General features: G+C 62.7%; 26 protein-coding genes. 19 read left to right on the forward strand and 7 right to left on the reverse strand.

The genetic code is table 11. From position 1 onward, the window contains the following. The first annotated feature begins 78 nt into the window (after positions 1–78). Positions 79–1,098 carry an LLM class flavin-dependent oxidoreductase gene (locus V1475_RS16385; RefSeq protein ID WP_479413614.1) on the forward strand — a complete coding sequence of 340 codons (1,020 nt, stop codon included), beginning with the start codon at positions 79–81 and terminating at the stop codon, positions 1,096–1,098. Between the two features lie 79 nt (positions 1,099–1,177). Here V1475_RS16385 and purS read toward each other — a convergent pair whose 3' ends face one another. Together purS and purC are read right to left on the reverse strand one after the other, a co-directional pair. Beyond that, positions 1,178–1,408, reverse strand: a complete 231-nt coding sequence (purS, locus tag V1475_RS16390) for a phosphoribosylformylglycinamidine synthase subunit PurS (protein ID WP_434286809.1) — start codon at positions 1,406–1,408, stop codon at positions 1,178–1,180. 58 nt (positions 1,409–1,466) lie between these two features. Then, on the reverse strand, positions 1,467–2,234 hold the full coding sequence (gene purC / locus V1475_RS16395) for a phosphoribosylaminoimidazolesuccinocarboxamide synthase (RefSeq protein WP_434286808.1): 768 nt from the start codon (positions 2,232–2,234) through the stop codon (positions 1,467–1,469). A 246-nt stretch (positions 2,235–2,480) separates the two neighbouring features. On the opposite strand from purC, the gene V1475_RS16400 reads away from it, so the two are divergent. From V1475_RS16400 to bmt, 3 genes are all read left to right on the forward strand, one after another. Beyond that, a complete protein-coding gene (locus tag V1475_RS16400) occupies positions 2,481–2,792 on the forward strand; it encodes a DUF1476 domain-containing protein (RefSeq protein ID WP_479413615.1) in 312 nt (103 codons plus the stop codon). A gap of 371 nt (positions 2,793–3,163) precedes the next feature. Further along, entirely contained in the window at positions 3,164–5,188 is a 2,025-nt protein-coding gene (locus V1475_RS16405) for a phosphatidylglycerol lysyltransferase domain-containing protein (protein WP_479413616.1), read from the forward strand. 172 nt (positions 5,189–5,360) lie between these two features. Beyond that, positions 5,361–6,374: a betaine--homocysteine S-methyltransferase gene (gene bmt / locus V1475_RS16410; protein WP_479413617.1), complete on the forward strand. Its 1,014-nt coding sequence runs from the start codon at positions 5,361–5,363 to the stop codon at positions 6,372–6,374. A 19-nt stretch (positions 6,375–6,393) separates the two neighbouring features. Here the strand turns inward: bmt and V1475_RS16415 are convergent, their stop codons facing one another. Continuing rightward, on the reverse strand, positions 6,394–7,497 hold the full coding sequence (locus V1475_RS16415; RefSeq protein WP_479413618.1) for a PA0069 family radical SAM protein: 1,104 nt from the start codon (positions 7,495–7,497) through the stop codon (positions 6,394–6,396). Positions 7,498–7,582: 85 nt separating this feature from the next. Between V1475_RS16415 and V1475_RS16420 the strand changes: the two genes are divergently transcribed. Further along, complete coding sequence (locus V1475_RS16420; protein ID WP_434286802.1) at positions 7,583–8,275, forward strand: corrinoid protein; 693 nt, start codon at positions 7,583–7,585, stop codon at positions 8,273–8,275. Then, a complete protein-coding gene (locus V1475_RS16425) occupies positions 8,272–8,922 on the forward strand; it encodes a DUF1638 domain-containing protein (RefSeq protein WP_479413619.1) in 651 nt (216 codons plus the stop codon). Before V1475_RS16420 ends, V1475_RS16425 begins: the two co-directional genes overlap by 4 nt. 73 nt (positions 8,923–8,995) lie before the next feature. Here V1475_RS16425 and V1475_RS16430 read toward each other — a convergent pair whose 3' ends face one another. Continuing rightward, positions 8,996–9,406: a SufE family protein gene (locus V1475_RS16430; RefSeq protein WP_434286800.1), complete on the reverse strand. Its 411-nt coding sequence runs from the start codon at positions 9,404–9,406 to the stop codon at positions 8,996–8,998. A 140-nt stretch (positions 9,407–9,546) separates the two neighbouring features. Here V1475_RS16430 and V1475_RS16435 point away from each other — a divergent pair, with 140 nt between their 5' ends. The 3 genes from V1475_RS16435 (at position 9,547) to V1475_RS16445 (ending at position 12,518) form a co-directional block, all read left to right on the forward strand. Further along, positions 9,547–10,047, forward strand: coding sequence for a hypothetical protein (locus V1475_RS16435; RefSeq protein WP_479413620.1), 501 nt, complete (start codon positions 9,547–9,549; stop codon positions 10,045–10,047). 73 nt (positions 10,048–10,120) lie between these two features. Further along, positions 10,121–11,071: a nucleoside hydrolase gene (locus V1475_RS16440; RefSeq protein WP_479413621.1), complete on the forward strand. Its 951-nt coding sequence runs from the start codon at positions 10,121–10,123 to the stop codon at positions 11,069–11,071. 46 nt (positions 11,072–11,117) lie between these two features. Next, positions 11,118–12,518 (forward strand): protein adenylyltransferase SelO, encoded by a 1,401-nt coding sequence (locus V1475_RS16445; protein ID WP_479413622.1) that lies wholly within the window; start codon positions 11,118–11,120, stop codon positions 12,516–12,518. A 3-nt stretch (positions 12,519–12,521) separates the two neighbouring features. Here V1475_RS16445 and V1475_RS16450 read toward each other — a convergent pair whose 3' ends face one another. After that, entirely contained in the window at positions 12,522–13,085 is a 564-nt protein-coding gene (locus tag V1475_RS16450) for a putative glycolipid-binding domain-containing protein (protein WP_479413623.1), read from the reverse strand. A gap of 17 nt (positions 13,086–13,102) precedes the next feature. Beyond that, complete coding sequence (locus V1475_RS16455; RefSeq protein WP_479413624.1) at positions 13,103–13,759, reverse strand: DUF2238 domain-containing protein; 657 nt, start codon at positions 13,757–13,759, stop codon at positions 13,103–13,105. Between the two features lie 62 nt (positions 13,760–13,821). On the opposite strand from V1475_RS16455, the gene V1475_RS16460 reads away from it, so the two are divergent. The 3 genes from V1475_RS16460 (at position 13,822) to V1475_RS16470 (ending at position 16,693) form a co-directional block, all read left to right on the forward strand. Next, on the forward strand, positions 13,822–14,514 hold the full coding sequence (locus V1475_RS16460; protein ID WP_479413625.1) for an endonuclease/exonuclease/phosphatase family protein: 693 nt from the start codon (positions 13,822–13,824) through the stop codon (positions 14,512–14,514). A gap of 80 nt (positions 14,515–14,594) precedes the next feature. Continuing rightward, positions 14,595–15,863: a cation:proton antiporter gene (locus V1475_RS16465; protein ID WP_434286793.1), complete on the forward strand. Its 1,269-nt coding sequence runs from the start codon at positions 14,595–14,597 to the stop codon at positions 15,861–15,863. Continuing rightward, positions 15,860–16,693 carry a PhzF family phenazine biosynthesis protein gene (locus tag V1475_RS16470; RefSeq protein ID WP_479413626.1) on the forward strand — a complete coding sequence of 278 codons (834 nt, stop codon included), beginning with the start codon at positions 15,860–15,862 and terminating at the stop codon, positions 16,691–16,693. Before V1475_RS16465 ends, V1475_RS16470 begins: the two co-directional genes overlap by 4 nt. Before the next feature lie 279 nt (positions 16,694–16,972). Here V1475_RS16470 and V1475_RS16475 read toward each other — a convergent pair whose 3' ends face one another. Beyond that, positions 16,973–17,635, reverse strand: coding sequence for a TetR/AcrR family transcriptional regulator (locus V1475_RS16475; RefSeq protein ID WP_479413627.1), 663 nt, complete (start codon positions 17,633–17,635; stop codon positions 16,973–16,975). A 95-nt stretch (positions 17,636–17,730) separates the two neighbouring features. Here V1475_RS16475 and V1475_RS16480 point away from each other — a divergent pair, with 95 nt between their 5' ends. From V1475_RS16480 to V1475_RS16510, 7 genes are all read left to right on the forward strand, one after another. Further along, on the forward strand, positions 17,731–18,552 hold the full coding sequence (locus V1475_RS16480; protein WP_479413628.1) for an oxidoreductase: 822 nt from the start codon (positions 17,731–17,733) through the stop codon (positions 18,550–18,552). Between the two features lie 89 nt (positions 18,553–18,641). Further along, complete coding sequence (locus tag V1475_RS16485) at positions 18,642–19,052, forward strand: Fur family transcriptional regulator (protein WP_434286789.1); 411 nt, start codon at positions 18,642–18,644, stop codon at positions 19,050–19,052. A 93-nt stretch (positions 19,053–19,145) separates the two neighbouring features. Continuing rightward, complete coding sequence (locus V1475_RS16490; protein ID WP_479413629.1) at positions 19,146–20,054, forward strand: DMT family transporter; 909 nt, start codon at positions 19,146–19,148, stop codon at positions 20,052–20,054. Between the two features lie 182 nt (positions 20,055–20,236). Further along, positions 20,237–21,514 carry a phosphopyruvate hydratase gene (gene eno / locus V1475_RS16495; protein WP_479413630.1) on the forward strand — a complete coding sequence of 426 codons (1,278 nt, stop codon included), beginning with the start codon at positions 20,237–20,239 and terminating at the stop codon, positions 21,512–21,514. Between the two features lie 74 nt (positions 21,515–21,588). Beyond that, complete coding sequence (locus V1475_RS16500; RefSeq protein ID WP_479413631.1) at positions 21,589–22,233, forward strand: DUF2306 domain-containing protein; 645 nt, start codon at positions 21,589–21,591, stop codon at positions 22,231–22,233. A 41-nt stretch (positions 22,234–22,274) separates the two neighbouring features. Further along, entirely contained in the window at positions 22,275–22,883 is a 609-nt protein-coding gene (locus V1475_RS16505; RefSeq protein ID WP_479413632.1) for a GNAT family N-acetyltransferase, read from the forward strand. Between the two features lie 57 nt (positions 22,884–22,940). After that, complete coding sequence (locus V1475_RS16510) at positions 22,941–23,558, forward strand: DUF2238 domain-containing protein (protein WP_479413633.1); 618 nt, start codon at positions 22,941–22,943, stop codon at positions 23,556–23,558. Positions 23,559–23,566: the final 8 nt, after the last annotated feature.

A 23,566-nucleotide genomic window follows, 5' to 3' on the forward strand; every position in this document is an offset into this window, starting at 1 on the left:
CCTTGCCCCACCCTGCCCCGACTTCTTACGTAGATGGCAACACGCTGCCCCTTCCGGGCAGTGACGAAAGGATATGTCATGAAAACCCTCGGTTTCCTCTCCTTCGGCCATTGGGCCCCCGAGCGCGGCTCGGCGGTGCAAACCGCCTCCGATGCTTTGCTGCAATCCATCGACCTCGCGGTCGCCGCCGAAGAGCTTGGCTTGGACGGCGCCTATTTCCGCGTGCACCACTTTGCCCGCCAACTGGCCTCCCCCTTCCCGCTTCTGGCCGCCATCGGCGCCAAGACCTCGAAGATCGAGATCGGCACCGGCGTGATCGACATGCGCTATGAGAACCCGCTCTACATGGCCGAAGACGCAGGCGCCGCCGACCTGATCGCGGGCGGGCGGTTGCAGCTTGGTCTGAGCCGTGGTTCGCCCGAGCAGGTGATCGACGGCTGGCGCTATTTCGGCTACCAGCCCGCCGAGGACGAAGACGCCTCCGACATGGCCCGCCGCCATGTTCAGGTGTTTTTGCAACAGCTCGAAGGCCGGGGGTTCGCCCAGCCGAACCCGCGCCCGATGTTCCCGAACCCGCCGGGATTGCTGCGTCTTGAGCCGCATTCTGAGGGGCTCATTGATCGCATCTGGTGGGGCTCCGGCTCGAACGCCACGGCAAAATGGGCGGCCATGCTCGGCATGAACCTGCAAAGCTCGACCTTGAAAGACGACGAGACGGGCGAACCCTTCCACGTCCAGCAGGCCAAGCAAATCCGCGAATACCGCGAGGCGTGGAAAGCCGCAGGGCACACGCGCAAACCGCGTGTTTCGGTGAGCCGCTCGATCTTCGCCCTCGTGAACGACATGGACCGGATGTATTTCGGTCGTGGCGGCAAGGACAGCGACCAGATCGGCATGATCGACCAGACCCGCTCGATCTTCGGCCGCGGCTATGCCGACACGCCGGATCGTCTGATCGAGCAGCTCAAGAAGGACGAGGCGATTGCCGAAGCCGACACGCTTCTCCTGACCGTCCCGAACATGCTGGGCGTCGACTACAACGTCCATGTGATCGAAACGATCCTGAAAGAGGTCGCACCGGCGCTGGGCTGGCGGTAAACTGACACGTCACTCAGGTCACAGAACAAAAAAGCCGCCCTCAACCGGGGCGGCTTTCTCATTCCAATCCTCTGATCCCTCAGAGAATTTCGATCTTGTAGCTCTCGATCACCGTGTTCGCCAAAAGCTTGTCGCACATCTCGGTGATGGTCGCTTCCGTGGTGCCATCGGCCAGGTCCAGCTCGATCACCTTGCCCTGACGGACCTCGTTGACGCCCTCGAACCCAAGCGCGCCGAGCGCGTGTTGCACGGCGGCGCCCTGCGGGTCGAGAACACCGGTTTTCAGCATGACAAAAACGCGGGCTTTCATGAAGTCGTTCCTCTCAGTGGTCCCTTTGACGCTATTCGGGTCGCGCCTTCCGGGGCTTTCAATTGATGATCTTGGGCGAGTCGACGTCTTCGATCGGGCCGTTCGTCGGCAGAACGCCAAGACGACGCGCCACTTCCGTATAGGCATCGGTCAGCGAGCCGAGGTCGCGACGGAACACGTCCTTGTCGAGCTTCTGGTTGGTCTCGATGTCCCACAGGCGGCACGAGTCCGGCGAGATTTCGTCGGCCACGATCAGGCGCATGTAATCGCCGTCCCAGACCCGGCCGATCTCGATTTTGAAATCCACCAGACGGATGCCAACGCCATACATCACACCCGACAGGTAATCGTTGACCCGCAGCGCCAGCGCCACGATGTCGTCGAGATCCTGTTGGCTCGCCCAGCCGAAGGCAATGATATATTCTTCCGGCACCAAAGGATCGCCCAGCGCGTCGTCCTTATAGGAGAACTCGATGATCGGACGCGGCAGACGCAGCCCTTCCTCGAGACCCAGACGTTTCGCCATCGAACCCGCGGCATAGTTGCGCACAATCACTTCGAGCGGCACGATCTCGCACTGGCGGATGAGCTGCTCGCGCATGTTGAGGCGTTTGATGAAGTGGTTCGGAATGCCCAGAGCGGTCAGACCGTTCATGAAGAACTCGGAGAGGCGGTTGTTCAACACGCCCTTGCCCTCGATGGTCGCGTGTTTCTGCGCGTTGAACGCAGTCGCGTCATCCTTGAAATACTGCACCAGAGTGCCCGGTTCCGGACCTTCGTAGAGCGTTTTCGCTTTGCCTTCGTAGATTTTCTTGCGGCGCGCCATGGGGCCTCCAAAGCTAGTGGGGCCGGGAATCATTACGACCGGCCACTTCAGATGCGCTCTTTAGGGCAAGGCAACGCCGGGGGCAAGGTGGCCGCGCCCCTCATGGCCAAGAGTTCCTCCTGAAATTCCGCCTGACCCCGCATCGGACCTGCCCGACGTTTCATCAGGACATTGATCTACATCCTTGCCCGATCCCGCCTCCGAGGGCATAATTCCAAACAAGAGGTTTAAGAGGAGGAGCCTGCCATGACCACCTTCGACGAACGCGAAGCGGCCTTCGAAAGCAAATATGCGCATGACGCCGAGCTTCAGTTCCGCCTGGAGGCGCGCGCCGATCGCAAACTCGCGCAATGGGCGGCCGAGAAACTCGGGAAATCCGCCAGCGAGATCGAAACCTACACCGCCGAGGTGATCCGCGCCGATCTCAAAGAGTCCGGCCCGGAAGACGTGATCGCCAAAGTGGCCGCCGATCTCGGGCCTAGCACCACCGCCATGACCGTGCGCGAAAAATACGCCGGTTTTCTGGCCGAAGCCAAAGCCGAACTGACCGCCAGCTAACGCTCCGGCGACAGCTATCGCTCACCAAAGCCTCACCTCAAAGTGACAGGCGCAAGGGTCCGTATCCCCATACGGACCCTTGTTTTTCTCCGCACATCTCCGACATGTTCAAGACACCCGCCCCCGGCTCCGGCCCCCAGCATCCCCCAAGGACAGCGGCCCCGGCAGAGGACGGGCCACAAGAAAACCTGCCGCACGAAAACAGACCACAAAAAAACAGACCGCTGTGCCATGATCCTCGCCCGGTCGCGCCACAGTCAAGGCGGTCCGCTTTAATCGAATCTTGGGAAAGCGCGCTTATGCCTGACAGGACCGTAGATGGGACTCCCCGCTGCGACCCCGAAACGGCCCAGAAGAGGAGCACGGGTCCGATGCAACACAGTCCGATCGAGATCGAGAAAGCCCTCGACCTGCCCCAGCGTCCGGACGCGCCGCCAGCCCAGGCGCAGCCCGCAGATCCTGCGGGCCTGCGCAAACTCATCGGCAAACAGGCCCTGCCGCTGGCCGTCATGCTGTTTTTCGGCTGGCTTCTGTGGGAAAAGGTGGCGCATCTCGACATTCACGCCGTGCTCGCCACCATCGCCGGTATCGCCCCCCTGCAATGGGGCATGGCCGCCCTCGCCACATTGGGCAGTTTCTGGGCCGTCGGCCAATATGACCGTGTGCTCCACGCCCAGCTCGGCACCGGCATTTCCGACCGCGCCGCGCGCAAAAGCGGCATCGTCGCCATCGGGCTTGCACAATTTTTGGGCTTCGGCGCGCTCACCGGCACGCTGATCCGCTGGCGCATGCTCCCCGAACTGACGCTCTGGCAGGCCGCGCGCCTCTCCGCCGCCGTGGCGCTCTCCTTCCTTGCGGGCTGGGCCGTGGTCGCCGCCGCAGCCCTGATGTTCTTTCAACCGGAACTGCCGTGGATCAAGACGCTCGCCACCGGCGCGATCCTTCTGGCCGCTACCATGGCGATCCTGTCGATCTACCCGCCCCGGCCGCTCGTCCGCGTCCCCTGGCCGTCGCTGCGCACCATGGCGACCGTGATCGGGCTGGCCGCCATCGATACGATCTGTGCCGGTCTCGCGCTCTATGCGCTGCTGCCCGAACATCTCCACCTGCCTCTGGGCCACACAATCTCCGCCTATCTGTTCTCTCTGGGCGCCGGTCTCATCGCCTCCACCCCCGGCGGTCTCGGGCCGTTCGAGGCGACGCTCACCTCGCTTCTGCCCAATGTGCCGCTGGAACCGCTTCTGGGCGCGGTGGTGGCCTTCCGTCTGGTCTATTACGTCATTCCGGCGTCGATCTCCGCGCTCGTCATCCTGCGCGGGCCGCGCAAAAGCAATCTGGCGCAGGAGCCGAAACTGGTCAAAACCGACCCCAAGCCCTTCCTCTCCCCCCAGCTCGAAGTCCAGATCTTTGCCGCGCCGCGCGCCGAGGCCGGGTTGCTCAGAACCCGCGACTTCTCGCTTCTGACCGCCAGCGACGGCACCGGCCTCGGCCTTGCCGCGCCCATCGGTCAATCGCTCGTCATGCTCTCCGACCCGCTCGCCGCCCGCGCCTGTCCCTCCGCCACGCGCGAGGCGCTGGCCCGCGCCGCCGCCCGGCGCTACCGCATGCCCGCGATCTACAAATGCGGTGCGCGCATGGCCGCCTCCGCCCGCGCCGCCGGCTGGCGCGCGCTCCCCACCGCGGAAGAGGCCTGGCTGCGCCCCTCTGAATTCTCCCTCGACGGCTCGAAATACCGCCAGCTCCGCCGCATTCTGCGCAAAGCCGAAGAGGCGGGCATCCGCACCACAGAGGCCAGCCATCACCACCTGCCGCTCGATCAGATGGACCGCGTCGCCGCCGAATGGTTGCAGTTGCGCGGTCGTGAGCGCGGCTTTTCCATGGGCACATACGATCGCGATTACATCTCGTGCCAACGCGTCTTCCTCGCCTGGCAGGGCAGCAATCTCGTGGCCTTCGTCAGCTTCCACGAAAGCCGCAGCGAGATGACCCTCGATCTCATGCGCTTCGGCCCCGCCGCCCCCGACGGCACGATCCAGCTCCTGATCGCCGCCGCCATCGAGAGCGCCCGGGCGCAGGGCGTGCCGCGCCTGTCTCTGGCTGCCGTGCAGTGGCAGGGCGAGGACAGCGATCCGCTCATCCGGCGTCTGCGCGCGAAATTCCTCGCCCGCTCCGGCGCCGCCGGTCTGCGCCGCTTCAAAGCCGCCTTCGCGCCGCATTGGGAAACCCTCTATCTCGTCGCGCCTTCCCGCATCGCGCTGGCGGTCTCCGCCATGGATGTGCTGCGCCGGGTCACTGCGCCGCCGCCAAAGCCCACCGGCAACCCGATGAAGGCCGCCCGTTTCGCCACCCACAGCACCCTGCGCCTCTCGCGCCTGTTCCCCGGCCGCCACCGCTGAGTCAGGCCCCCAACGCCAATGTGTGCCGTGCCTCATGATCTTTATGACCTGATTGAATTTGATAAATCGGGCCAGACGTGGCACATCAGCCCAAACGCCCGGCGGTCTCCCGTCCGGGCGGTCCCCTTTTGACCCCGCGCGCACCCTCGTGCCGCAAACCTCCGGAGGCCTCATGACCGACGCCCTGACCAAACTTCTCGAGACCCGCGACTGGCTGATGGCCGATGGCGCGACGGGCACGACGCTGTTCAACATGGGGCTCTCCTCGGGCGACGCGCCGGAGCTTTGGAACGTCGACAAGCCGGAGAACATCGAAAAGCTCTATCAGGGCGCGGTCGATGCCGGGTCCGACATCTTCCTCACCAACTCTTTCGGTGGCACCGCCTCGCGCCTGAAACTGCACGGTGCCGAAGACCGTGTGTTCGAGCTGAACAAGGCCGCCGCCGAGATCGGTCGCAAGGTCGCCGATGCCGCGGGCCGTCCGGTGATCGTCGCGGGTTCCATGGGCCCGACCGGCGAGATCATGGAGCCGATGGGGCCGCTCTCCTACGAGCGCGCCGTCGAGATGTTCTATGAGCAGGCCAAGGGTCTCAAGGCGGGCGGAGCCGACATCGCCTGGATCGAAACCATTTCCTCGCCCGACGAATACAAGGCCGCCGCCGAAGGTGCCGCCAAGGCGGAGCTGCCGTGGATCGGCACCATGAGTTTCGACACGGCGGGCCGCACCATGATGGGCGTCACCTCGACCGAACTGTCGAACATGGTCGAGAAGCTGCCGACCCCGCCGATTGCTTACGGCGCGAACTGCGGCGTCGGTTCTTCCGATCTGTTGCGCACCGTTCTGGGCTTTTCCGCACAGGGCCATGACCGCCCGATCATCGCCAAGGGCAACGCCGGCATCCCGCGCTATGTCGACGGCCATATCCATTACGACGGCACGCCCGAGCTGATGGCCGAATATGCCGTCATGGCGCGCGACGCCGGCGCCCGCATCATCGGCGGCTGCTGCGGCACCACGCCCGAACACCTCAAGGCGATGAAGCACGCGCTGGAAACCCGCCCGCGCGGCCCGCGCCCGACGCTTGAAGAGATCGCCGAAAAACTCGGCGGCTTCTCCTCCGCCTCGGACGGCACCGACGACAAGGGCCCGGCCAAACGCGAACGCTCCGGGCGTCGCCGCCGCTGAGATCATGTCGGGTCTGCGGTCAAAACAGAGAAAGCTGGTCGCCCGGTTTCGGCGGCACGGCAAAGAGGTCGGCCCTGAGACCCGGCCCCTTTCGCGCAAGCCCGGTGCGGGTGAGCGCGATCTCGAAACGTTTGGCCATCAGCTCCGCCCATTCGCCCTCCCCCTTCATCCGCTTACCGAAGCGCGGATCGTTGAGCTTGCCGCCTCTGAGCTCGCGCACCCGATTCATCACCCGTTTGGCGCGATCCGGCACATGGGTCTCAAGCCACTCCTCGAACAGGGGCGCGACCTCCAAAGGCAGCCGCAGCATGATAAAGGCCGCACTGCGCGCACCATGTGCCGCCGCCGCCGTCAGGATCGCCTCCAGTTCGTGATCGGTCAGCGCCGGGATCATCGGGGCGGCCATGACATGGGTCGGAATGCCCGCATCGCTCAAGGCGCGGATGGTCTTCAGCCGTCGCGCGGGCACGGGTGCGCGGGGCTCCATCTGCCGCGACAGGCGCGAGCCCAGCGTGGTGATCGAAATCCCCACCTGCACCAACCCTTTGCGGGCCATGGGGGCCAGAATGTCGATGTCGCGCTCTATGAGCGTGCCCTTGGTGGTGATCGTCAGCGGGTGATTGTGATCGCGCAGCACCTCCAGAATGCCGCGCATGATCCGGTCGCGCGCCTCAATGGGCTGATAGGGATCGGTGTTCGTGCCCATGGCAATCGGCGCCACATCATATCCCTTGGCCGAGAGTTCTCGCGCCAGAACCTCCGCCGCGCCGATCTTCCGCGTCAGCCGGGTTTCGAAATCGAGACCGGCAGAGAGGCCGAGATAGGCATGCGAGGGCCGCGCGAAACAGTAGGAACAGCCATGCTCACAGCCCCGGTAGGGGTTGATCGAGCGGTCGAACGGAATGTCGGGACTGTCGTTGCGGGTGATGATCTTTTTCGGGCGCTCGTCCACCGTGGTGGTGCCCAAAGTCTTCGCCTCGACCTCCGCGTCCCAGCCGTCGAGAAAGGTCTCGCGCGCCAGCCGTTCGAACCGGCCGGAGGCATTCGACCCCGCCCCCCGCGCTTTCGGCACAAGGCCGAGCGGAAGCGTGTCGGAAAAGAAAAACGTGGATTCGTGGCTCATGCTGCGACACTAGAACAAAATGAGAACACTTGCCAAGAGCGCCTGAACGCGACCGGCCCGAATTTCCAGACGAAAGGAAACGCCCATGTCTGATGAAGACGATCTGATCCTCTCCGAACTCGATGACGGCGAGCTGACCGAACAGATGATGGACGACCTCTACGACGGTCTCAAGGAAGAGATCGAGGAAGGCGTCACCATCTTGCTCGACCGCAAATGGACGCCTTATGACATCCTGACCAAGGCTTTGGTGCCCGGCATGGCCATCGTCGGCGACGATTTCCGCGATGGTATCCTCTTCGTCCCCGAAGTGCTGCGCGCGGCGCAGGCGATGAAGGGCGGCATGTCGATCCTGAAACCGCTTCTGGTCGAAACCGGCGCACCCAAGATGGGCAAGATGGTGATCGGCACGGTCAAGGGCGACATCCACGACATCGGCAAAAACCTTGTGGCGATGATGATGGAGGGCGCGGGTTTCGAGATCATTGATCTCGGCATCAACACCGAGGCCGAAAACTACATCGGCACCGCCGAGCGCGAGGGCGCGGACATCATCGGCATGTCGGCGCTTCTGACCACAACCATGCCCTACATGAAAACGGTGATTGAATCGCTTCATGAAAAGGGCCTGCGCGACAAATACATCGTGCTCTGCGGCGGCGCGCCGCTCAACGAGGAATTCGGTCGGGCCATCGGCGCGGACGCCTATTGCGACGATGCGGCGATTGCCGTCGAGACCGCGAAAAAACTCGTGCACGCGCGGCATAACCAGTTGTGAGCGACATCTCCCGGATAAGCGATGAGGCCCTGACGGATGCAAACCTGCGCGATCAGGGCCTCGCGCAGACCGGCACAGGCAAGACCCTCGTCATCGCCTGTGGCGCGCTGGCGCGTGAGGTCTTGGCGATCATCCGGCTCAACGGTCTGGATCACCTGACGCTCACCTGCCTGCCCGCCATCCTGCACAACGACCCGTCGAAAATCCCCGCCGCCATTGAGCGCGCGATTGACGAACATCGTGCGGATTACGACCGCATCCTCATCGCCTATGGCGATTGCGGCACCGGCGGGCTGTTACAGGCGTTGTGCGACAAAAAGGGCGTCACCATGATCGACGCCCCGCATTGCTATGCGTTTTTCGACGGGATGGACCAATTTCCCGACCGTGACGAGCCGACGACCTATTACCTCACCGATTTCCTCGCCCGCCAGTTCGACGCCTTCGTCTGGAAACCCTTGGGCCTCGACCGCTACCCGGACCTGCTCCACGCCTATTTCGGCAATTACGAGAAACTCGTCTATCTGGCGCAAACCGACGATCCGGCCCTCACCGAAATCGCCAAAACCTGCGCCGCCCGCCTCGAATTGCCGCTTGAGCGCCGCTTCACCGGCTACGGCGATTTGCAACGCTTCCTCGGAGCCTGACGCCCCCCGGACCAGCGTTTCCTTTGCTGCAAAATACTCGAAAACGGCGTCAGGGTCGCTCTCTGCCTCCGGCTCAGACCGCTCGCTCCGCCGTCTCCATGATGCGTTGCACCATCGCCCGCAAGCCGTTCGAGCGCTGCGAAGACAGGTGTTCGTCAAGCCCGAGCCGCGCCAGCTCCGCATGGGCGTCCGTCGCCAGAACCTCTTTGACCGTCAACCCGGCAAAAAGCTCATGCAGGATCGCGATCAGCCCCTGCACGATCATCGCATCCGACGCGCCCTGAAACTCGAACTTGCCATCCTCGATTGTCGGCACCAACCAAACCTGAGAGGCACAGCCCTCGACCTTGGTCGCAGGCACTTTGAAGGCGTCGTCCAGCGGCGGAAACGCCTTGCCCATCTCGATCACATGGCGATAGCGGTCTTCCCAGTCATCGAGAAACTCGAAGGTTTCGACAATCTCTTCAAACTCTTCGCGCGCCATGATCCACTCCTTGAACCGCTCCTGTCGTCCCGCAAATCCTTACGCGTTCGCCCGGAAAAGGTCCAGCACAGCAACCCGCCCTTTTCAACCTGCCGCTTTTCGGGTAGCCCTTTGGACGTGGACGTGAAAGGGAGAGGCCGATGCGGCGTCAGGTGATCATTTCAGGGCTGGTTCTGTCGCTTCTGGCGGGCTGCGCCTCAGTGAAAGAGTCGCGGTTCAACCCGCTCAACTGGTTCGGAAAATCCGAACCCGTCGCGGTCGATGCGAACGGCCAGCAGGTCGTGACGATCAAATCCCTCGCCCCGAAGAAAGGCTATCCGGTCTTCGTCGACACCCGGCCGCTCGCCCCCACGATCAGCGACGTTCAGGTCGTGCAATCCGCCTCCGGTGCCATCGTGACCGCCACCGCCGCCCTGCCCTCCACCGGCTATTTCGACGCCGAGCTGGTCCCCGTGGCCTCGGAGCGCGCCGACACGCTGGTGCTCGAATTCCGCCTGCGCTCCCCCGAAGGCGCAGCCCCCGCCGGCACAAGCGCCCAGCGCAGGATCACCGCCGCGCGCTCGCTTTCCTTTGACGCCATCGCAGGCATCCACACCATCATCGTCAAGGGTGCGGACGGCGCACGTCAGGTTCGCCGCTGATCGCCCCCGAACCGCTTTGACAAACGCGGAAACCCGGACCATCTTGGCCTCAAATCAAAAGTGAGGCGCGCGCATGTCCGGATTTCCCCGCAAGATCATCATCGACACCGATCCCGGTCAGGACGACGCCATGGCGATCCTTCTGGCGCTCGGCTCGCCCGAAGAGATCGACCTTCTGGGCATCACCGCCGTCGCCGGAAACGTGCCGATTGCGCGGACCTCGGAAAACGCCCGCAAGATCTGCGAAGTCGCCGGGCGGCCCGACGTCAAGGTCTTCGCGGGCTGTGACCGCCCCCTCGCGCATACGCTCGTGACCGCCGAACATGTTCATGGCAAGACCGGGCTCGATGGCATCGAACTGCCCGCCCCCACCATGCCGTTGCAGGCGCAACACGGCGTCGATTTCATCATCGAAACGCTGCGCTCGGAGCCCTCCGGCACGGTGACGCTCTGCCCCATGGGGCCGCTCACCAACATCGCGACCGCGTTTGAGAAAGCCCCCGACATCGTCGCGCGTGTGCAGGAAGTGGTGCTCATGGGCGGGGCCTATTTCGAAGTGGGCAACATCACCCCCGCCGCCGAATTCAACATCTACGTCGACCCGGAAGCCGCCGAAATCGTGTTCAAATCCGGCGTCAAACTGACCGTCATGCCCTTGGACGTCACCCATAAGGTGCTGGTCACCGCACCGCGTTTGCAGGTCTTCAAGGACTTCGGCAACCATCTCGGCGATGTGGTCGCGGGCTGGCTCGATTTCTTCGAGCGGTTCGACATCGAGAAATACGGCTCCGAAGGCGGCCCGCTGCACGATCCGACCGTGATCGCTTGGCTGATCCGCCCCGAACTGTTCTCCGGCCGCTTCATCAATGTCGAGATCGAGACCCAATCCGATCTGACCCGCGGCATGACCGTCGCCGATTGGTGGGGTGTCACCAACAGATCCGCAAATGCGATGTTCATGAATGAGGCCGATGCCGAAGGCTTCTTTGCGCTTCTGACCGAGAGGGTGCGACGTTTGGCCTGACCTGCCGAGTATTTGGACAGCAAAGGAAACGGACTAGATAAGCCCCATGACCCAATTCGACAATTCCTACGCCCGCCTGCCCGACCGTTTCTTCACCCGCATCGCGCCGGAACGCGCGCCTGCGCCCGAAATGGTGCTTTGGAACGCGCCTCTGGCCGCTGAGCTGGGCGTCGCCGATTGGGATGCGGAGATTTGCGCGGGCAATGTCATTCCCGACGGTGCCGATCCGATTGCGCAGGTTTACGGCGGGCATCAGTTCGGCAACTGGTCGCCGCAGCTTGGCGACGGCCGCGCCGTGATGCTGGGCGAGGTGGTCTCGGACAAGGGGCGGCTCGACATCCATCTCAAAGGCGCGGGCCGCACGCCCTATTCGCGCAATGGCGATGGCCGGGCGTGGATCGGACCGGTGCTGCGCGAGTATATCGTCAGCGAATTCATGCATGCCGTGGGCGTTCCCACGACCCGCGCCTTGGCCGCCGTCAGAACCGGCGGGCGGGTTCAGCGCGAGCGCGCCTATCCCGGCGGCATTCTGGTGCGCGTTGCGGCCTCGCATATCCGCGTCGGCACGTTTCAATATTTCACCGCCCGCGAAGATTATGAGGCGGTGCGCCTTCTGACCGATCACGCCCGCGCCCGGCATTTCCCGCAGGCCACGAATACGCTCGAATTCTATCAGGAGGCGGTGCACGCACAGGCCCGGCTCATTGCGAAATGGATGGGCCTCGGCTTTGTCCACGGCGTGATGAACACCGACAATATGGCCGTCTCCGGCGAAACCATCGACTTCGGCCCCTGCGCCTTCATCGACGGCTACAGCCCGAAAGCGGTCTACAGTTCCATCGACACCCATGGGCGCTATGCCTATGAGCAACAGCCGAGCATGGCGCACTGGAACCTCGCCCAGCTCGGCTCCTGTTTCGTGCCGCAGCTCGAAGACGAGCTTGGCGGGCAGCAACAGGCGATCGATGCGCTGACCGAGGTGCTGAATTCCTTCCCCGATCTGTATCAGGCGGAATGGCGTAAAGTCTTCGGGGCCAAACTCGGCATTGCGGATGCCAGCGAAGACGATCTGCCCCTGATCCAGGATCTGCTCGGGCTGATGGCCAAGGACGGGGCGGATTTCACCAATACCTTCCGCGGCTTGCTCGACGGTTCCGCGCGCGACTGGCTGCTGGACCGGGACGCGTTCGACCACTGGTCCGTACGCTGGGCGGAGCGCCGCGCCCCCGCGTGGCAGGAGATCGTCGCCGGGGCCAACCCCGCCGTCATCCCGCGCAATCATCGCATCGAAGAGGCGATTCAGGCCGCGCTCGAAGGCGACGACAGCAAGGCGACGCGTTTGGCGGAAGTTCTCTCGCACCCGTTCGATCTTGCGCAGGCGGATCGCGATCTCTGCCTTCCGCCGCGCGAGGATCAGATGGTGCACATGACCTTCTGCGGCACCTGAGCGTCACGCCCGGCGAAACACGCCGGGATAGTCGCGCACCAGCCCGTGTTCATCGACCTCGATCTCGGCGGCAAACCCGCTGGAGAGCCCCTCGTAGAGATACCGGTCCGGTCCGAGGCAGGTGTAGCGCTGCGCCACCTTGCGCGGCAGGAACAGCCCGACGCCCTCTCCCGGCGGCGGCACATAGGCCACCTCGATCTCCCGGCTCTCCCCTGCGGCAAGCCCGAGCCGCCGGATCGGCAGCATGTTCGTCGCCGGAGTCACGGCGATGTCGACATCGAGACAGCCCTCAAGCGTCGGCAGCGCCGCATCGCGCGCCACATCGTGCCAATGCCCTGCCCCATCGCTCGTCACATGCAACTCAGACCCACCGACAGATTTGACCCAAACCTCACGGGTGTAAAACGCCGCATCGGTCACGACCCGGTATTGCACCGCATAGGTCGGGGACTGCCCGCCGCTCAGCGCCGCCGTGAGCACCGCCCCGTCCGGGCCAATCGAGACATGACAATGCTCCGCACCCTCCGCCTCCCAGGCGTTCCACCGAACCGCGATCCGTACAGACATGAGGACCTCCCTTGGACTTACTTGTCCCGATACTTGGCAAAGAACTTTCCGTTGCGTTGGATAAAATCCCGGATCAGCCCGGCAAAAGGCGCCCCCCGGTCGCGTTTGAGATAAATGACACCGGACAGCGCCCCGATCAAACCTCCCCCCGCGTCGACAATCAAGTCCCACATCGTGTCCTGAAGCCCGGATTTTTGCATATTGGTGCCGAATATCTCATCCATGGAATATTCGAAAATCTCCCAGAGCGCCCCGATCGACATGGCAAAGCAAAACGCGAACAGCCCCATCGCCCAAGGGGGGGCCGCATAGCGGTCGCCCTGGAACAGCATGAAGATCGCCACAAACCCGACAAGCCCGAAGCCCAGCGCCGAGCCGCCGTGCAGCACCACATCCCACCACCAGTAGCGATAGTAGAAATCGTCGACCTCACCGAGAAACAGCGTCGCAAAGAGGAACAGCACGATCCCGGCCATGAAGCTGCGCGGGATATAAATCTGAAACCGTCGCGCAAAGGCCATCGGCAAAAGCGTCAGCCCAAACGTGCCCAGCGCGATGAAAGCCGTCGAATAGGGCCCGGTCACCAAGGAGACCACGAATTCCGACAAAAGCGCCAGCCACACCAGCCGCATGACAATCGGTTCCCGACGGAATCTCTGAAATATCTGACGCATGGGCCTCTGGTCCTGATGAAACGGCGGCTTAGGCTTCCTATCTTAGACACATGACCCCGAAAGTGGAAACACATGCTCTGAGGCTCGCCTCCTACAATCTGCGCAAATGTCGCGGCACCGACGGTCGGCGTGCGCCCGGTCGCATTCTCGACGTGATCAACGGCATCGGCGCGGATGTGGTGGCCCTGCAAGAGGCCGACATGCGCCTCGGCCCGCGCCCCGCCGCCCTGCCCGCGCGGATGATCGAGAGCCACACCGATTTCATCGCCCTGCCCGTCAACACCTCGCCCGTCTCCGTCGGCTGGCACGGCAACGCCATCCTCGTGCGCAAAACCGCCACGGTCGAGGCCGTGCATCGTCTCGATCTGCCGGGGCTTGAGCCGCGCGGGGCGGTGGCCGTCGATCTGCCGGATCTGCGCGTCGTGGGCGTGCATCTGGGGCTTCTGCGCATCTCGCGGCAAAAACAGCTTCACGCCATCCGCGCCCGTCTCGCGACCCTCGATCCGCGCCCGACCGTCATCCTCGGCGATTTCAACGAATGGTCGCAGACACAGGGGCTCGATCCGCTGAAGGACGCCTTCGAGATCACCGCGCCGGGTCGCTCCTTCCACGCCAACCGCCCGATGGCCGCGCTCGACCGCATCGCGTTTTCCGACCGGATCGAGATGCGCGACGCGGGCGTCGTGCAAACCGTGCTGTCGCAGCGCGCCTCCGATCATCTGCCGGTCTGGGCCGACCTGCGGCTTCCGTCCTGAGACCCGCCGCCCAAACTCCCCTTTTCCCGACAGATCAGAGTGCTACACAGGACAGGTCTGTCCTCCCGTGAGCCTTTGCCATGACCGTTTTGCAACTCGCCTCTCTCCTGATCGTCCTCGCCGGGGCGTTCGGCGCGATCAACTACCTGTTCCTGCGCCTGCCCAGCACCATCGGCATTCTCGTCGTCTCCCTCGTCACCTCTCTGGCGATCATCGGCGTGGACCTTCTCTTCCCCGCCACCGTTTTCGAAGAGGAAATCCGCGCCACGGTGCAGGAGTTCGATTTCACCGACACGTTGCTGGAAGGCATGCTCGGCCTCCTGCTCTTCGCGGGCGCGCTGCATGTCAAACTCGAAGACCTCAAGGACCAGTGGCTCCCCGTCATCCTGATGGCCACCCTCGGTGTGGCGCTCTCGACCGCCGTCGTCGGCATTGGCTTTTCCTGGCTCACCGGCATGCCGCTTCTGATCGCGCTCACCTTTGGCGCGCTGATCTCGCCGACCGATCCGGTGGCGGTTCTGGGCGTCCTGAAGGACGCCAACCTGCCGAAAAGCCTTGAGACCAAGATCGCGGGCGAAAGCCTTTTCAACGATGGCGTCGGCTATGTCGTCTACCTGATCCTCGTGGGGCTGGCGTTCGGCGCAACCACCGGCCATGGCGGCACCGGCGAAGAGGAAAACATGGCGCTCATGGTCGGAAAGCTGTTCTTCCGCGAGGCTGTGGGCGGCGCCGTTCTGGGCCTCGTCCTCGGCTGGCTCACCTTCCGCGTCATGCGCCTCATCGACGATTATTCCCTCGAAGTGCTGATCACGCTGGGGCTCGCGTTCGGCGGCTATGAGCTGGCCGTGGCGCTCGGCGTCTCCGCCCCGATCATGGCGGTCTGCGCCGGGCTTCTGATCGGCGATGTCGGCACCAAATACGGCATGTCGGAGGAGACGCGCAAATATGTCGCCGCCTTCTGGACCATGGTCGACGAGATCCTCAACGCCGTCCTCTTCCTGATGATCGGCTTCGAGGTCTTCGCCGTCGTCTTCGACATGGTCACCATCAAGGCCGCCGCTTTCGCCATCGTGTTGGCGCTCGTCGCCCGGCTCATCTCCGTCGTCGTCCCCGCCGTGATCCTGCACAACGTCTCGCCGTTTTCGCGCGGTGCCGTGCCGATCATGACATGGGGCGGGCTCAAGGGCGGCATCTCGGTCGCTCTCGCCCTCTCGCTGCCCGACAGCGAATGGAAACCCGTCATCCTCGCCGCGACCTATGTCATCGTCGTGTTCTCGATCATCGTACAAGGCCTGACCGTCGCGCCTCTGGCGAAACGTGTGGGCCGTGAACCGGAGCTTAAGATTTGACCCGCTATCTGACCTATGACGTCTTCACCGACCGACCTTTTGGCGGCAATCCTCTGGCCGTGGTGCCGGAGGCCGCCTCTCTCCCGGAAGACCAGCTTCAAAAGATCGCCCGCGAGTTCAACTATTCCGAAACGGTCTTCCTTTATCCGCCGGAAGATTCGGCCAACACCGCGCGTCTGCGGATTTTTACGCCCACGATGGAAGTGCCCTTTGCCGGTCATCCGACCATCGGCGCGGCGGTGGCCCTCTCCGAGTTGGGCCATGGCCCCGATCTGCGGCTTGAGTTGAAAGTCGGTCTGATCACGGCGCAGGCCGAAAACGGCAACGCACGGTTCACCGCCCGCCAGCCGCTCGAAACTCTCGCGCATCCGGATGCGGCGCTGGTCGCCAGTGCGCTCGGGCTCGAGATGGCGGATTTCAAGAGCGCTCCGATCATGGCCGGCATGGGGCTGGCGTTCACCTTCACCGAACTGACAACGCGGGAAGCCCTGTCGCGCATCGCCACCGATCTCGCGCATTTCCGTGCGGGCCATGCACGCTATCCGATGGGGCTCGATTTCGCGCAGGCCCCTTACTGGCGTGACGGAGAAACCGTGCATCTGCGCATGTTCGCACCGCTCGACGACATTCCCGAGGACCCCGCCACCGGATCGGCGGCGGCGGCACTTGGGCGGTTGCTGTTTGAGGCGACGAGAGAGGATTTGTCCTTTGATATCCATCAGGGCGACGACATGGGCCGCCCCTCGCGCGTCGCCGTTTCCGTGGATGCCGGGAGCGTCACCATCGGTGGGCAGGCCATTCGGATGATGGAAGGGGCACTGGTGTTCTGAGGTGATCTTTCGGTTCGTATAGCCGACCTCTTCCCGCATCCTTCTTATGTCGGCGGGCCTCTCTGCACGCTCTCAGTCTTCTGATCATCGCGCCACTCTTCCACGTCCGCGCGGCTCTGTTTCGGCTCCCTCTGCGCCACGCGCTTCCGTCTCAGAAAGTCCTGTGTCTCGTCCCCCTTTCCACGCCTTCCACGTCCTAAACGTCTCAAAAGGGGTCCGACAAAAGTCCGACGCAAAGCCGACGCTTTGCCGACAGGTGGTTTACGCCCTCAGCCCCCCTCACTGCGCCCCTTTGAGGATCAGTCGCGCGGTGGTGGCAAAAGCCACCTCCGCATTGGATTGCTCGTAGATCCCGCGGACATCTTCGGGCAGATCGTCGAAAAATGCCGGGCGCGGCACCGCCAGTTGCGCCGCGCCCTGAAGCGCGACGACCAGCGCATGGACGAGCTCGAACGCCTCCGTGCTGCCCATCGCCCGCGCCACGGCCATCTCGGTCGCAAGCCGCATCCCCTCGCCGCCCACCGCACGTTTGGTGGCGATCAATGCCTCCTCGCTCAGGTTCGCCTCGATGATCGTGGTCAGCCGCGCCATCAGCGGCAGGAACAGCGGCACCGCCTGTGCTTCCCGCATCATCGCGTCGATCAGCGCCGCGTCGTCCTCGAGGGCCGGTGTCACCGCCGTGACATAGGCCCTGAGCGCCTCGACAAAGAGCTGGGCAAACAGTTCTTCCTTGGTTTTCACGTAGAGATAGAGCGTCCCCTTGGCCAGCCCCGCACGTTTCGCAAGCCCCGACATGGTGACCCCGTCGAACCCCGATTCTGCGATCATCTCTCGTGCTTCGGACAGGATAAATGACCTTCGGTCAGTTTTTTCCGCATTCGTGCGCGCTCTTTTCTTTTTTTCTGTCAAAGACATAGATCCGAACTCCTTTTCGCGACGCATCTTTGCGCTTTACAAATGACCATTGGTCATTAATTAAATGACCAATGGTCATTTATTGCATGTCCCGCCCTTACAAGTCAAAGAAAGCCCGTCCGATGTCCAGCCCGCAAACCGATCCGAAAGTCATTCTCATCACCGGTGCCTCCTCCGGCATCGGGCTGCAAACCGCGCTCGATCTGTTGCACCAGGGGCATATCGTCTACGGCTGCGCGCGCCGCATCGAGATGATGGAGCCGATCCGCGCGGCGGGCGGGCATGTGCTTGCGCTCGATGTGAGCGATGACGACTCGATGTGCGACGCGGTGGACGAGGTGATCCACAGCGAGGGCCGCATCGACGTTCTGGTCAACAACGCGGGCTTTGCCACCTATGGCGCGGTGGAGGATATTTCGATGGACACCGCCCGCCATCAACTCGAGGTCAATATCCTCGGCCTCGCGCGCATGACACAGCTCGTGCTGCCCAATATGCGCAAACAAAAATCCGGGCGGATCGTCAACATCTCTTCCATCGGCGGCACGATCCACACCCCCTTGGGCGCCTGGTATCACGGTACGAAATTCTTCGTCGAAGGCTTCACCAACACCATGCGCCTCGAGGTCGAGGACAAGGGCATTTACATGGTGCTGATCGCACCCGGCTTCATCGACACAGGCTTCTCCGCCGTTCTATCTAAGGAATTGGATCACAACGAAAAAGAGCGCGCCTATAAGTCTCTTTATGACGGATTGCGGGGCGCCAGCGCGGTCCCCGGATCGTCGCCCGCAGTGATCTCGGCAGCGATCTCGAAAGCCATTTCGGACGTGAAACCCAAAACCATCTACCGCGCCGGGAAATATTCGAAACTTCTTTATGTTTTGCGCCGCCTCCTGCCACATCGGATGTTCGACCGGATGATGCTGTCGAAGATCAAATAAACCGCGCGACCGACAGGGGTACAAATGCGGGCTGGACCAATCCCTCCCGTTTTTTTACCTTTGGCTCGATGACGACCGCCGGAGCCTCCATGTCTGACACGATCCTTTCCCGCTGCGAGGCCAAGGGCCTGCGCCTGACCGAACAGCGCCGGATCATTGCCTCTGTGCTGGAAGAGGCCAAGGATCACCCGGACGTCGACGAGCTCTATGCCCGGGCCTCCGAGAAGGACAAGCGTATCTCGCTCGCCACGGTGTATCGCACGGTGAAGCTCTTTGAAGAGCGCGGAATTCTCGAAAAGCTGGCGTTTGGAGATGGGCGCGCGCGTTACGAGACCGCCGATCGGGATCATCACGACCACCTGATCGATCTCGAAACCGGTCATGTCATCGAATTTCTCGACCCGGAGATCGAAGCGCTTCAGGAACGCATCGCCGAAAAGCTCGGCTATGAACTCAAAGGCCACCGGTTCGAACTTTACGGCATCAAGAAAAAGCGCTGAGCGCTTTCCCGCATCCCCCGTCTGCGGCTCTGCGCAATTGCCAGAGCGCCGCGCACAGGGCATTGCGGAGAAACGCATTCCAAGGACAGCCCCATGCACAATCTGCGCGCCATCCTCATGATCATCGGCTCCATGGCGTTTTTCACCGTGGAAGACATGTTCATCAAACATCTTTCCGGTTTCATGCCGGTGGGACAGGTGCTTTTGGCCATTGCGGTGGCGAGTGCCGGGATTTTCCTGCTCTGGGCGCTCTTGCGCCGCGATCCGGTGTTTGTCACCCGCAACTGGCGGCCGCTGATCCTCATTCGCGCCTCGACCGAGGCCGTCGCCTCCGTCTCCTTCGTCACAGCCCTCTCGCGGGTCGAGATTTCCACCGTCGGCGCGGTGTTCCAATCCATGCCTCTGGTCGTCACGCTGGGCGCTGCGGTCTTTCTGAAAGAACAGGTGGGCTGGCGGCGCTGGAGTGCAATTTTTGTCGGTTTCATCGGCGTGCTGATGATCATCCGTCCCGGCGTGTCAGGGTTCGAACCTCAAGCGCTCTGGGTGCTGGTCTCCGTCGTGGCCGTCGCCACGCGCGACCTGATGACCCGGGTGATGGACGCCGCCGTCCCCTCGACCGTCGTCTCTTTTCAGGCCTTCCTCGCCGTGATCCCCGCCGCGATGCTGAATCTCTGGCTCTCGGGCGCAGCTCCGATTTCTCCGGATCTGCCGCTTGTGTTCAAGACCCTGATGGCGATTCTCGCCGGGGCTGCGGGCTACACGCTGATCGTCGCCGGGATGCGGCTAGGCGATGCCTCCGCCGTCACCCCCTTCCGCTATTCGCGTCTGGTGTTCACCATGATCGGCGGTATTCTGGTGTTCCACGAACGTCCCGACCTGATGACGATCCTGGGCTCCGCACTGATCATCGCCTCGGGGCTTTACAGCTTCCTGCGTGAACGCAAACGGGCGCGGCTGGATCGCGAAGCCATCGCCGCCGATCTCGAGGCCCCCCGCCTCTGAGAGCGCCCGTTTCCGCGGCAATTTTCCGGCAATCGTTACAAAACCGTTGCACGTCGCGGCCTTACGTCTGTTTGCAGGCAAAGAGACGCACAATGTTAGCGCATGCATTGTTGACCTGCCCGTTCCGACTGATATTCAGACACCCGACTGGCCCGCCAACCAAATTGCAAAGGGACTAAGCCATGAGCACCATCATCGACATCATCGGTCGCGAAATCCTCGACAGCCGCGGCAATCCGACCGTGGAAGTGGACGTCATTCTCGAAGACGGCACCATGGGCCGCGCCGCCGTGCCCTCGGGCGCTTCGACCGGCGCCCACGAAGCCGTGGAAAAACGGGACGGCGACAAGTCCCGTTACATGGGCAAAGGCGTGCTCGAAGCCGTCGCTGCCGTCAACGGTGAGATCGCCGAAGCCCTCGTCGGCATGGACGCGACCGAACAGGAAGCCATCGACGCCGTGATGATCGAGTTGGACGGCACCCCGAACAAAGGCCGCCTCGGCGCCAACGCCATCCTCGGCGTCTCGCTGGCCTGCGCGAAAGCCGCCGCTGACTACTCCGCCCTGCCGCTTTACCGCTATGTCGGCGGCTCCTCGGCCCGCGTTCTGCCGGTCCCGATGATGAACATCATCAACGGCGGCGAGCATGCCGACAACCCGATCGACTTCCAGGAATTCATGATCATGCCGGTCTCGGCAGCGAACGTGAAAGAAGCGATCCGCATGGGCTCCGAAGTGTTCCACACGCTGAAAAAAGAGCTGTCGGCTGCGGGATACAACACCGGGATCGGCGACGAGGGCGGCTTTGCGCCGAACATCTCCTCCACCCGTGAAGCGCTGGATTTCGTGCTCGCCGCGATCAAGAAAGCGGGCTACGAGCCGGGCGAAGACATCTACCTCGCCCTCGATTGCGCTTCGACCGAGTATTACGAGGGCGGCAAATACGAGATGAAGGGCGAAGGAAAATCGCTGACGTCCGAGGAAAACGCCGACTACCTCGTCGAGCTCTGCAACGACTACCCGATCATCTCCATCGAAGACGGCATGGCCGAGGACGATTGGGCCGGTTGGAAGCTTTTGACCGAGAAACTGGGTGACAAGGTTCAGCTCGTGGGCGACGATCTCTTCGTGACCAACCCGGAGCGTCTGGCGTCGGGCATAGAGCAAGGCGTTGCCAACTCCATGCTGGTGAAAGTGAACCAGATCGGGTCCCTGTCGGAGACCCTCAAAGCCGTCGATATGGCACACCGCGCGCGCTACACCAACGTGATGTCGCACCGCTCCGGCGAGACCGAAGACGCGACGATTGCCGACCTTGCTGTGGCCACCAACTGCGGCCAGATCAAAACCGGCTCCATGTCGCGCTCCGACCGGATGGCGAAATACAACCAGCTGATCCGCATCGAGGAACAGCTTGGTGCGACGGCGGAATACGCCGGGACGTCGATCCTGAAGAAATAAGCGTCAACGCTTGACGACATAGAGAAAGCCCCGCCAGATTGGTGGGGCTTTTTATTAATCACTTTGGACGCATCATGCCCCGAACCGCCCTTTTGCTCTACATCTTGGCATTGCCGGTTCTCTACGACAGTGTCGAGCGGCTTTTCTATGTTTGGGGCATTCTGACCGAAGAGGTGGGCTGGCTCCAACAAAGATACCTCGATGCTCCTTGGCTCAGCACGGCTCACTTACTACCCGGCATCCTGTTTTGCCTCACCGGGCCTCTGCAAACCATCCCCGCCCTGCGATCCCGCCCACTGCGGTTTTGGCACCGGCTTTCCGGCTACATCTATAGTCTCAGCGCCATATTCTCCTGCTTCGCCATCATGGTCATGGTCTTCACCTTTCCGGCGGCTGGTGGCGGGCTGACCATTTTGGGCACCTATGCGATCTGCCTGGCTCTGCTCCTGTCCCTGACCCTCGCGCTGTGGGCCATCCGTCGTGGGGACGTCAAAACGCACCGGCTGTTCATGATGGCCAGCCTGACCCTCGGGCTGACCGTGGCCACGGCACGCTGGATTATCTATGGCGTCAACCTTGTGATCCCGGTCGAGTTCACGGTCGCCTTCGCCCCGGCGTCCATCGCCGCTCTGGCCATCAACGGCGCAATTTATGGTTGGGTTTTCCGCAATGACCTCAAGAGCTTCTTGGCGAAAACCCGGCTTGCATTGCGCAGGTGATCCCACTTGCACCTCCTCGCCGCATCCGTCACTCTCCCCCCATGACCAACGCCCAAAGCCCCCTCCCCGACGGCCTCCACGACCTGCCCTCCGGCAAGCTCGCCGCCATTGTCACCTATCTTGAGATGTTCGCGCGGCCCACGCCGCGCCCTGTGCCGGAGCAGCCTGGGTTGGAACTGATCCACCATAAGGCGCCCGATCTCGATTGGTATCGCGCGCTTTATCGGCGTGTGGGTGAGGATTGGCTTTGGTTTTCACGGATGTATATGCAGGACGCCAAGCTCTCCGCGATCCTGACCGACCCGGATGTGGAGGTCTATTCCGCGCGCAAGGATGGCGTTGACCTCGGGCTTTTGGAATTGGATTTCCGCGACCCGGACAACACCGAACTGGCGTTTTTCGGCCTCGACACCAGTCTCATTGGCGGCGGCACCGGGCGGTGGCTCATGGAGCACGCTTTGAACAAGGCCTTCGCCCGTCCGATCAAACGGTTCTTCGTCCACACCTGCACCCTCGACAGCCCGCAGGCCGTGGGCTTCTACATCCGCTCGGGATTTGTTCCCTATGGCCGCGCCATCGAGGTGATGGACGATCCGCGCATGAACGGGCCGCTGTCCGAAACCGCCGCGCCGCAGATTCCGCGCATTTAATTCCCCTTTTCTTTCCGCCACATCGCAAGGATGATCGGCAAAAAAGAGGAGATCGCCATGGGCCCCGTCACCCGTGCGGAAAAACAGGTCGGCCTGTTCACCGCCCTTTATGTCATCGGCTTCACGCTCTGGTTCTTTGCCATCGGGAATTTCGAATTCGTCATCTATGTGGTGACCATGCTGATCCTCATCGGCCTTGTCGCAACCAGCCTGCGCAAGGTCGAGTACCCGCCAAAGCTGCTTTGGGCGCTCTCGCTCTGGGGGCTTTTGCACATGGCGGGCGGTGGCGTGCCGGTGAACGGATCGGTGCTCTATACGCTCGAACTCATTCCCTTCGTCAGCGATGGAGAGATGACCATCCTGAAATACGATCAGGTGGTGCATTTCTACGGCTTCGGCACCACAGCTTGGCTGCTGTGGCACATTATGACCCACACCTTCCCGGTGCTCAAAGGCACGAAAACCGCCTTCGCCCTTCCCGCGCTCGGCGCGATGGGGCTGGGTGCGGTCAATGAGATCATCGAGTTCAGTGCCGTGCTGATGGTGCCCGACACCAATGTCGGCGGTTATATCAACACCGCGCTCGATCTGGTGTTCAACGCGGCAGGCGCGCTCTGTGCCATGGTTCTGGTGACGCGGATCAACAGAAATCCTGACGCAAAAAAGGCCCCGTAAGGGACCTT

The sequence above is a fragment of the Celeribacter sp. SCSIO 80838 genome (assembly GCF_056498065.1).

Bases quoted from the DNA above. Each gene is read 5' to 3' on its own strand.
- V1475_RS16455 (WP_479413624.1), bottom strand. From the start codon at position 13,759: ATGCGTCAGATATTTCAGAGATTCCGTCGGGAACCGATTGTCATGCGG.
- V1475_RS16435 (WP_479413620.1), top strand. From the start codon at position 9,547: ATGCGGCGTCAGGTGATCATTTCAGGGCTGGTTCTGTCGCTTCTGGCG.
- V1475_RS16385 (WP_479413614.1), top strand. From the start codon at position 79: ATGAAAACCCTCGGTTTCCTCTCCTTCGGCCATTGGGCCCCCGAGCGC.
- bmt (WP_479413617.1), top strand. From the start codon at position 5,361: ATGACCGACGCCCTGACCAAACTTCTCGAGACCCGCGACTGGCTGATG.
- V1475_RS16440 (WP_479413621.1), top strand. From the start codon at position 10,121: ATGTCCGGATTTCCCCGCAAGATCATCATCGACACCGATCCCGGTCAG.
- purC (WP_434286808.1), bottom strand. From the start codon at position 2,234: ATGGCGCGCCGCAAGAAAATCTACGAAGGCAAAGCGAAAACGCTCTAC.
- V1475_RS16450 (WP_479413623.1), bottom strand. From the start codon at position 13,085: ATGTCTGTACGGATCGCGGTTCGGTGGAACGCCTGGGAGGCGGAGGGT.
- V1475_RS16430 (WP_434286800.1), bottom strand. From the start codon at position 9,406: ATGGCGCGCGAAGAGTTTGAAGAGATTGTCGAAACCTTCGAGTTTCTC.
- V1475_RS16505 (WP_479413632.1), top strand. From the start codon at position 22,275: ATGACCAACGCCCAAAGCCCCCTCCCCGACGGCCTCCACGACCTGCCC.
- V1475_RS16480 (WP_479413628.1), top strand. From the start codon at position 17,731: ATGTCCAGCCCGCAAACCGATCCGAAAGTCATTCTCATCACCGGTGCC.
- V1475_RS16500 (WP_479413631.1), top strand. From the start codon at position 21,589: ATGCCCCGAACCGCCCTTTTGCTCTACATCTTGGCATTGCCGGTTCTC.
- V1475_RS16490 (WP_479413629.1), top strand. From the start codon at position 19,146: ATGCACAATCTGCGCGCCATCCTCATGATCATCGGCTCCATGGCGTTT.
- V1475_RS16415 (WP_479413618.1), bottom strand. From the start codon at position 7,497: ATGAGCCACGAATCCACGTTTTTCTTTTCCGACACGCTTCCGCTCGGC.
- eno (WP_479413630.1), top strand. From the start codon at position 20,237: ATGAGCACCATCATCGACATCATCGGTCGCGAAATCCTCGACAGCCGC.
- V1475_RS16465 (WP_434286793.1), top strand. From the start codon at position 14,595: ATGACCGTTTTGCAACTCGCCTCTCTCCTGATCGTCCTCGCCGGGGCG.
- purS (WP_434286809.1), bottom strand. From the start codon at position 1,408: ATGAAAGCCCGCGTTTTTGTCATGCTGAAAACCGGTGTTCTCGACCCG.
- V1475_RS16420 (WP_434286802.1), top strand. From the start codon at position 7,583: ATGTCTGATGAAGACGATCTGATCCTCTCCGAACTCGATGACGGCGAG.
- V1475_RS16405 (WP_479413616.1), top strand. From the start codon at position 3,164: ATGCAACACAGTCCGATCGAGATCGAGAAAGCCCTCGACCTGCCCCAG.
- V1475_RS16485 (WP_434286789.1), top strand. From the start codon at position 18,642: ATGTCTGACACGATCCTTTCCCGCTGCGAGGCCAAGGGCCTGCGCCTG.
- V1475_RS16400 (WP_479413615.1), top strand. From the start codon at position 2,481: ATGACCACCTTCGACGAACGCGAAGCGGCCTTCGAAAGCAAATATGCG.
- V1475_RS16475 (WP_479413627.1), bottom strand. From the start codon at position 17,635: ATGCGTCGCGAAAAGGAGTTCGGATCTATGTCTTTGACAGAAAAAAAG.
- V1475_RS16445 (WP_479413622.1), top strand. From the start codon at position 11,118: ATGACCCAATTCGACAATTCCTACGCCCGCCTGCCCGACCGTTTCTTC.
- V1475_RS16510 (WP_479413633.1), top strand. From the start codon at position 22,941: ATGGGCCCCGTCACCCGTGCGGAAAAACAGGTCGGCCTGTTCACCGCC.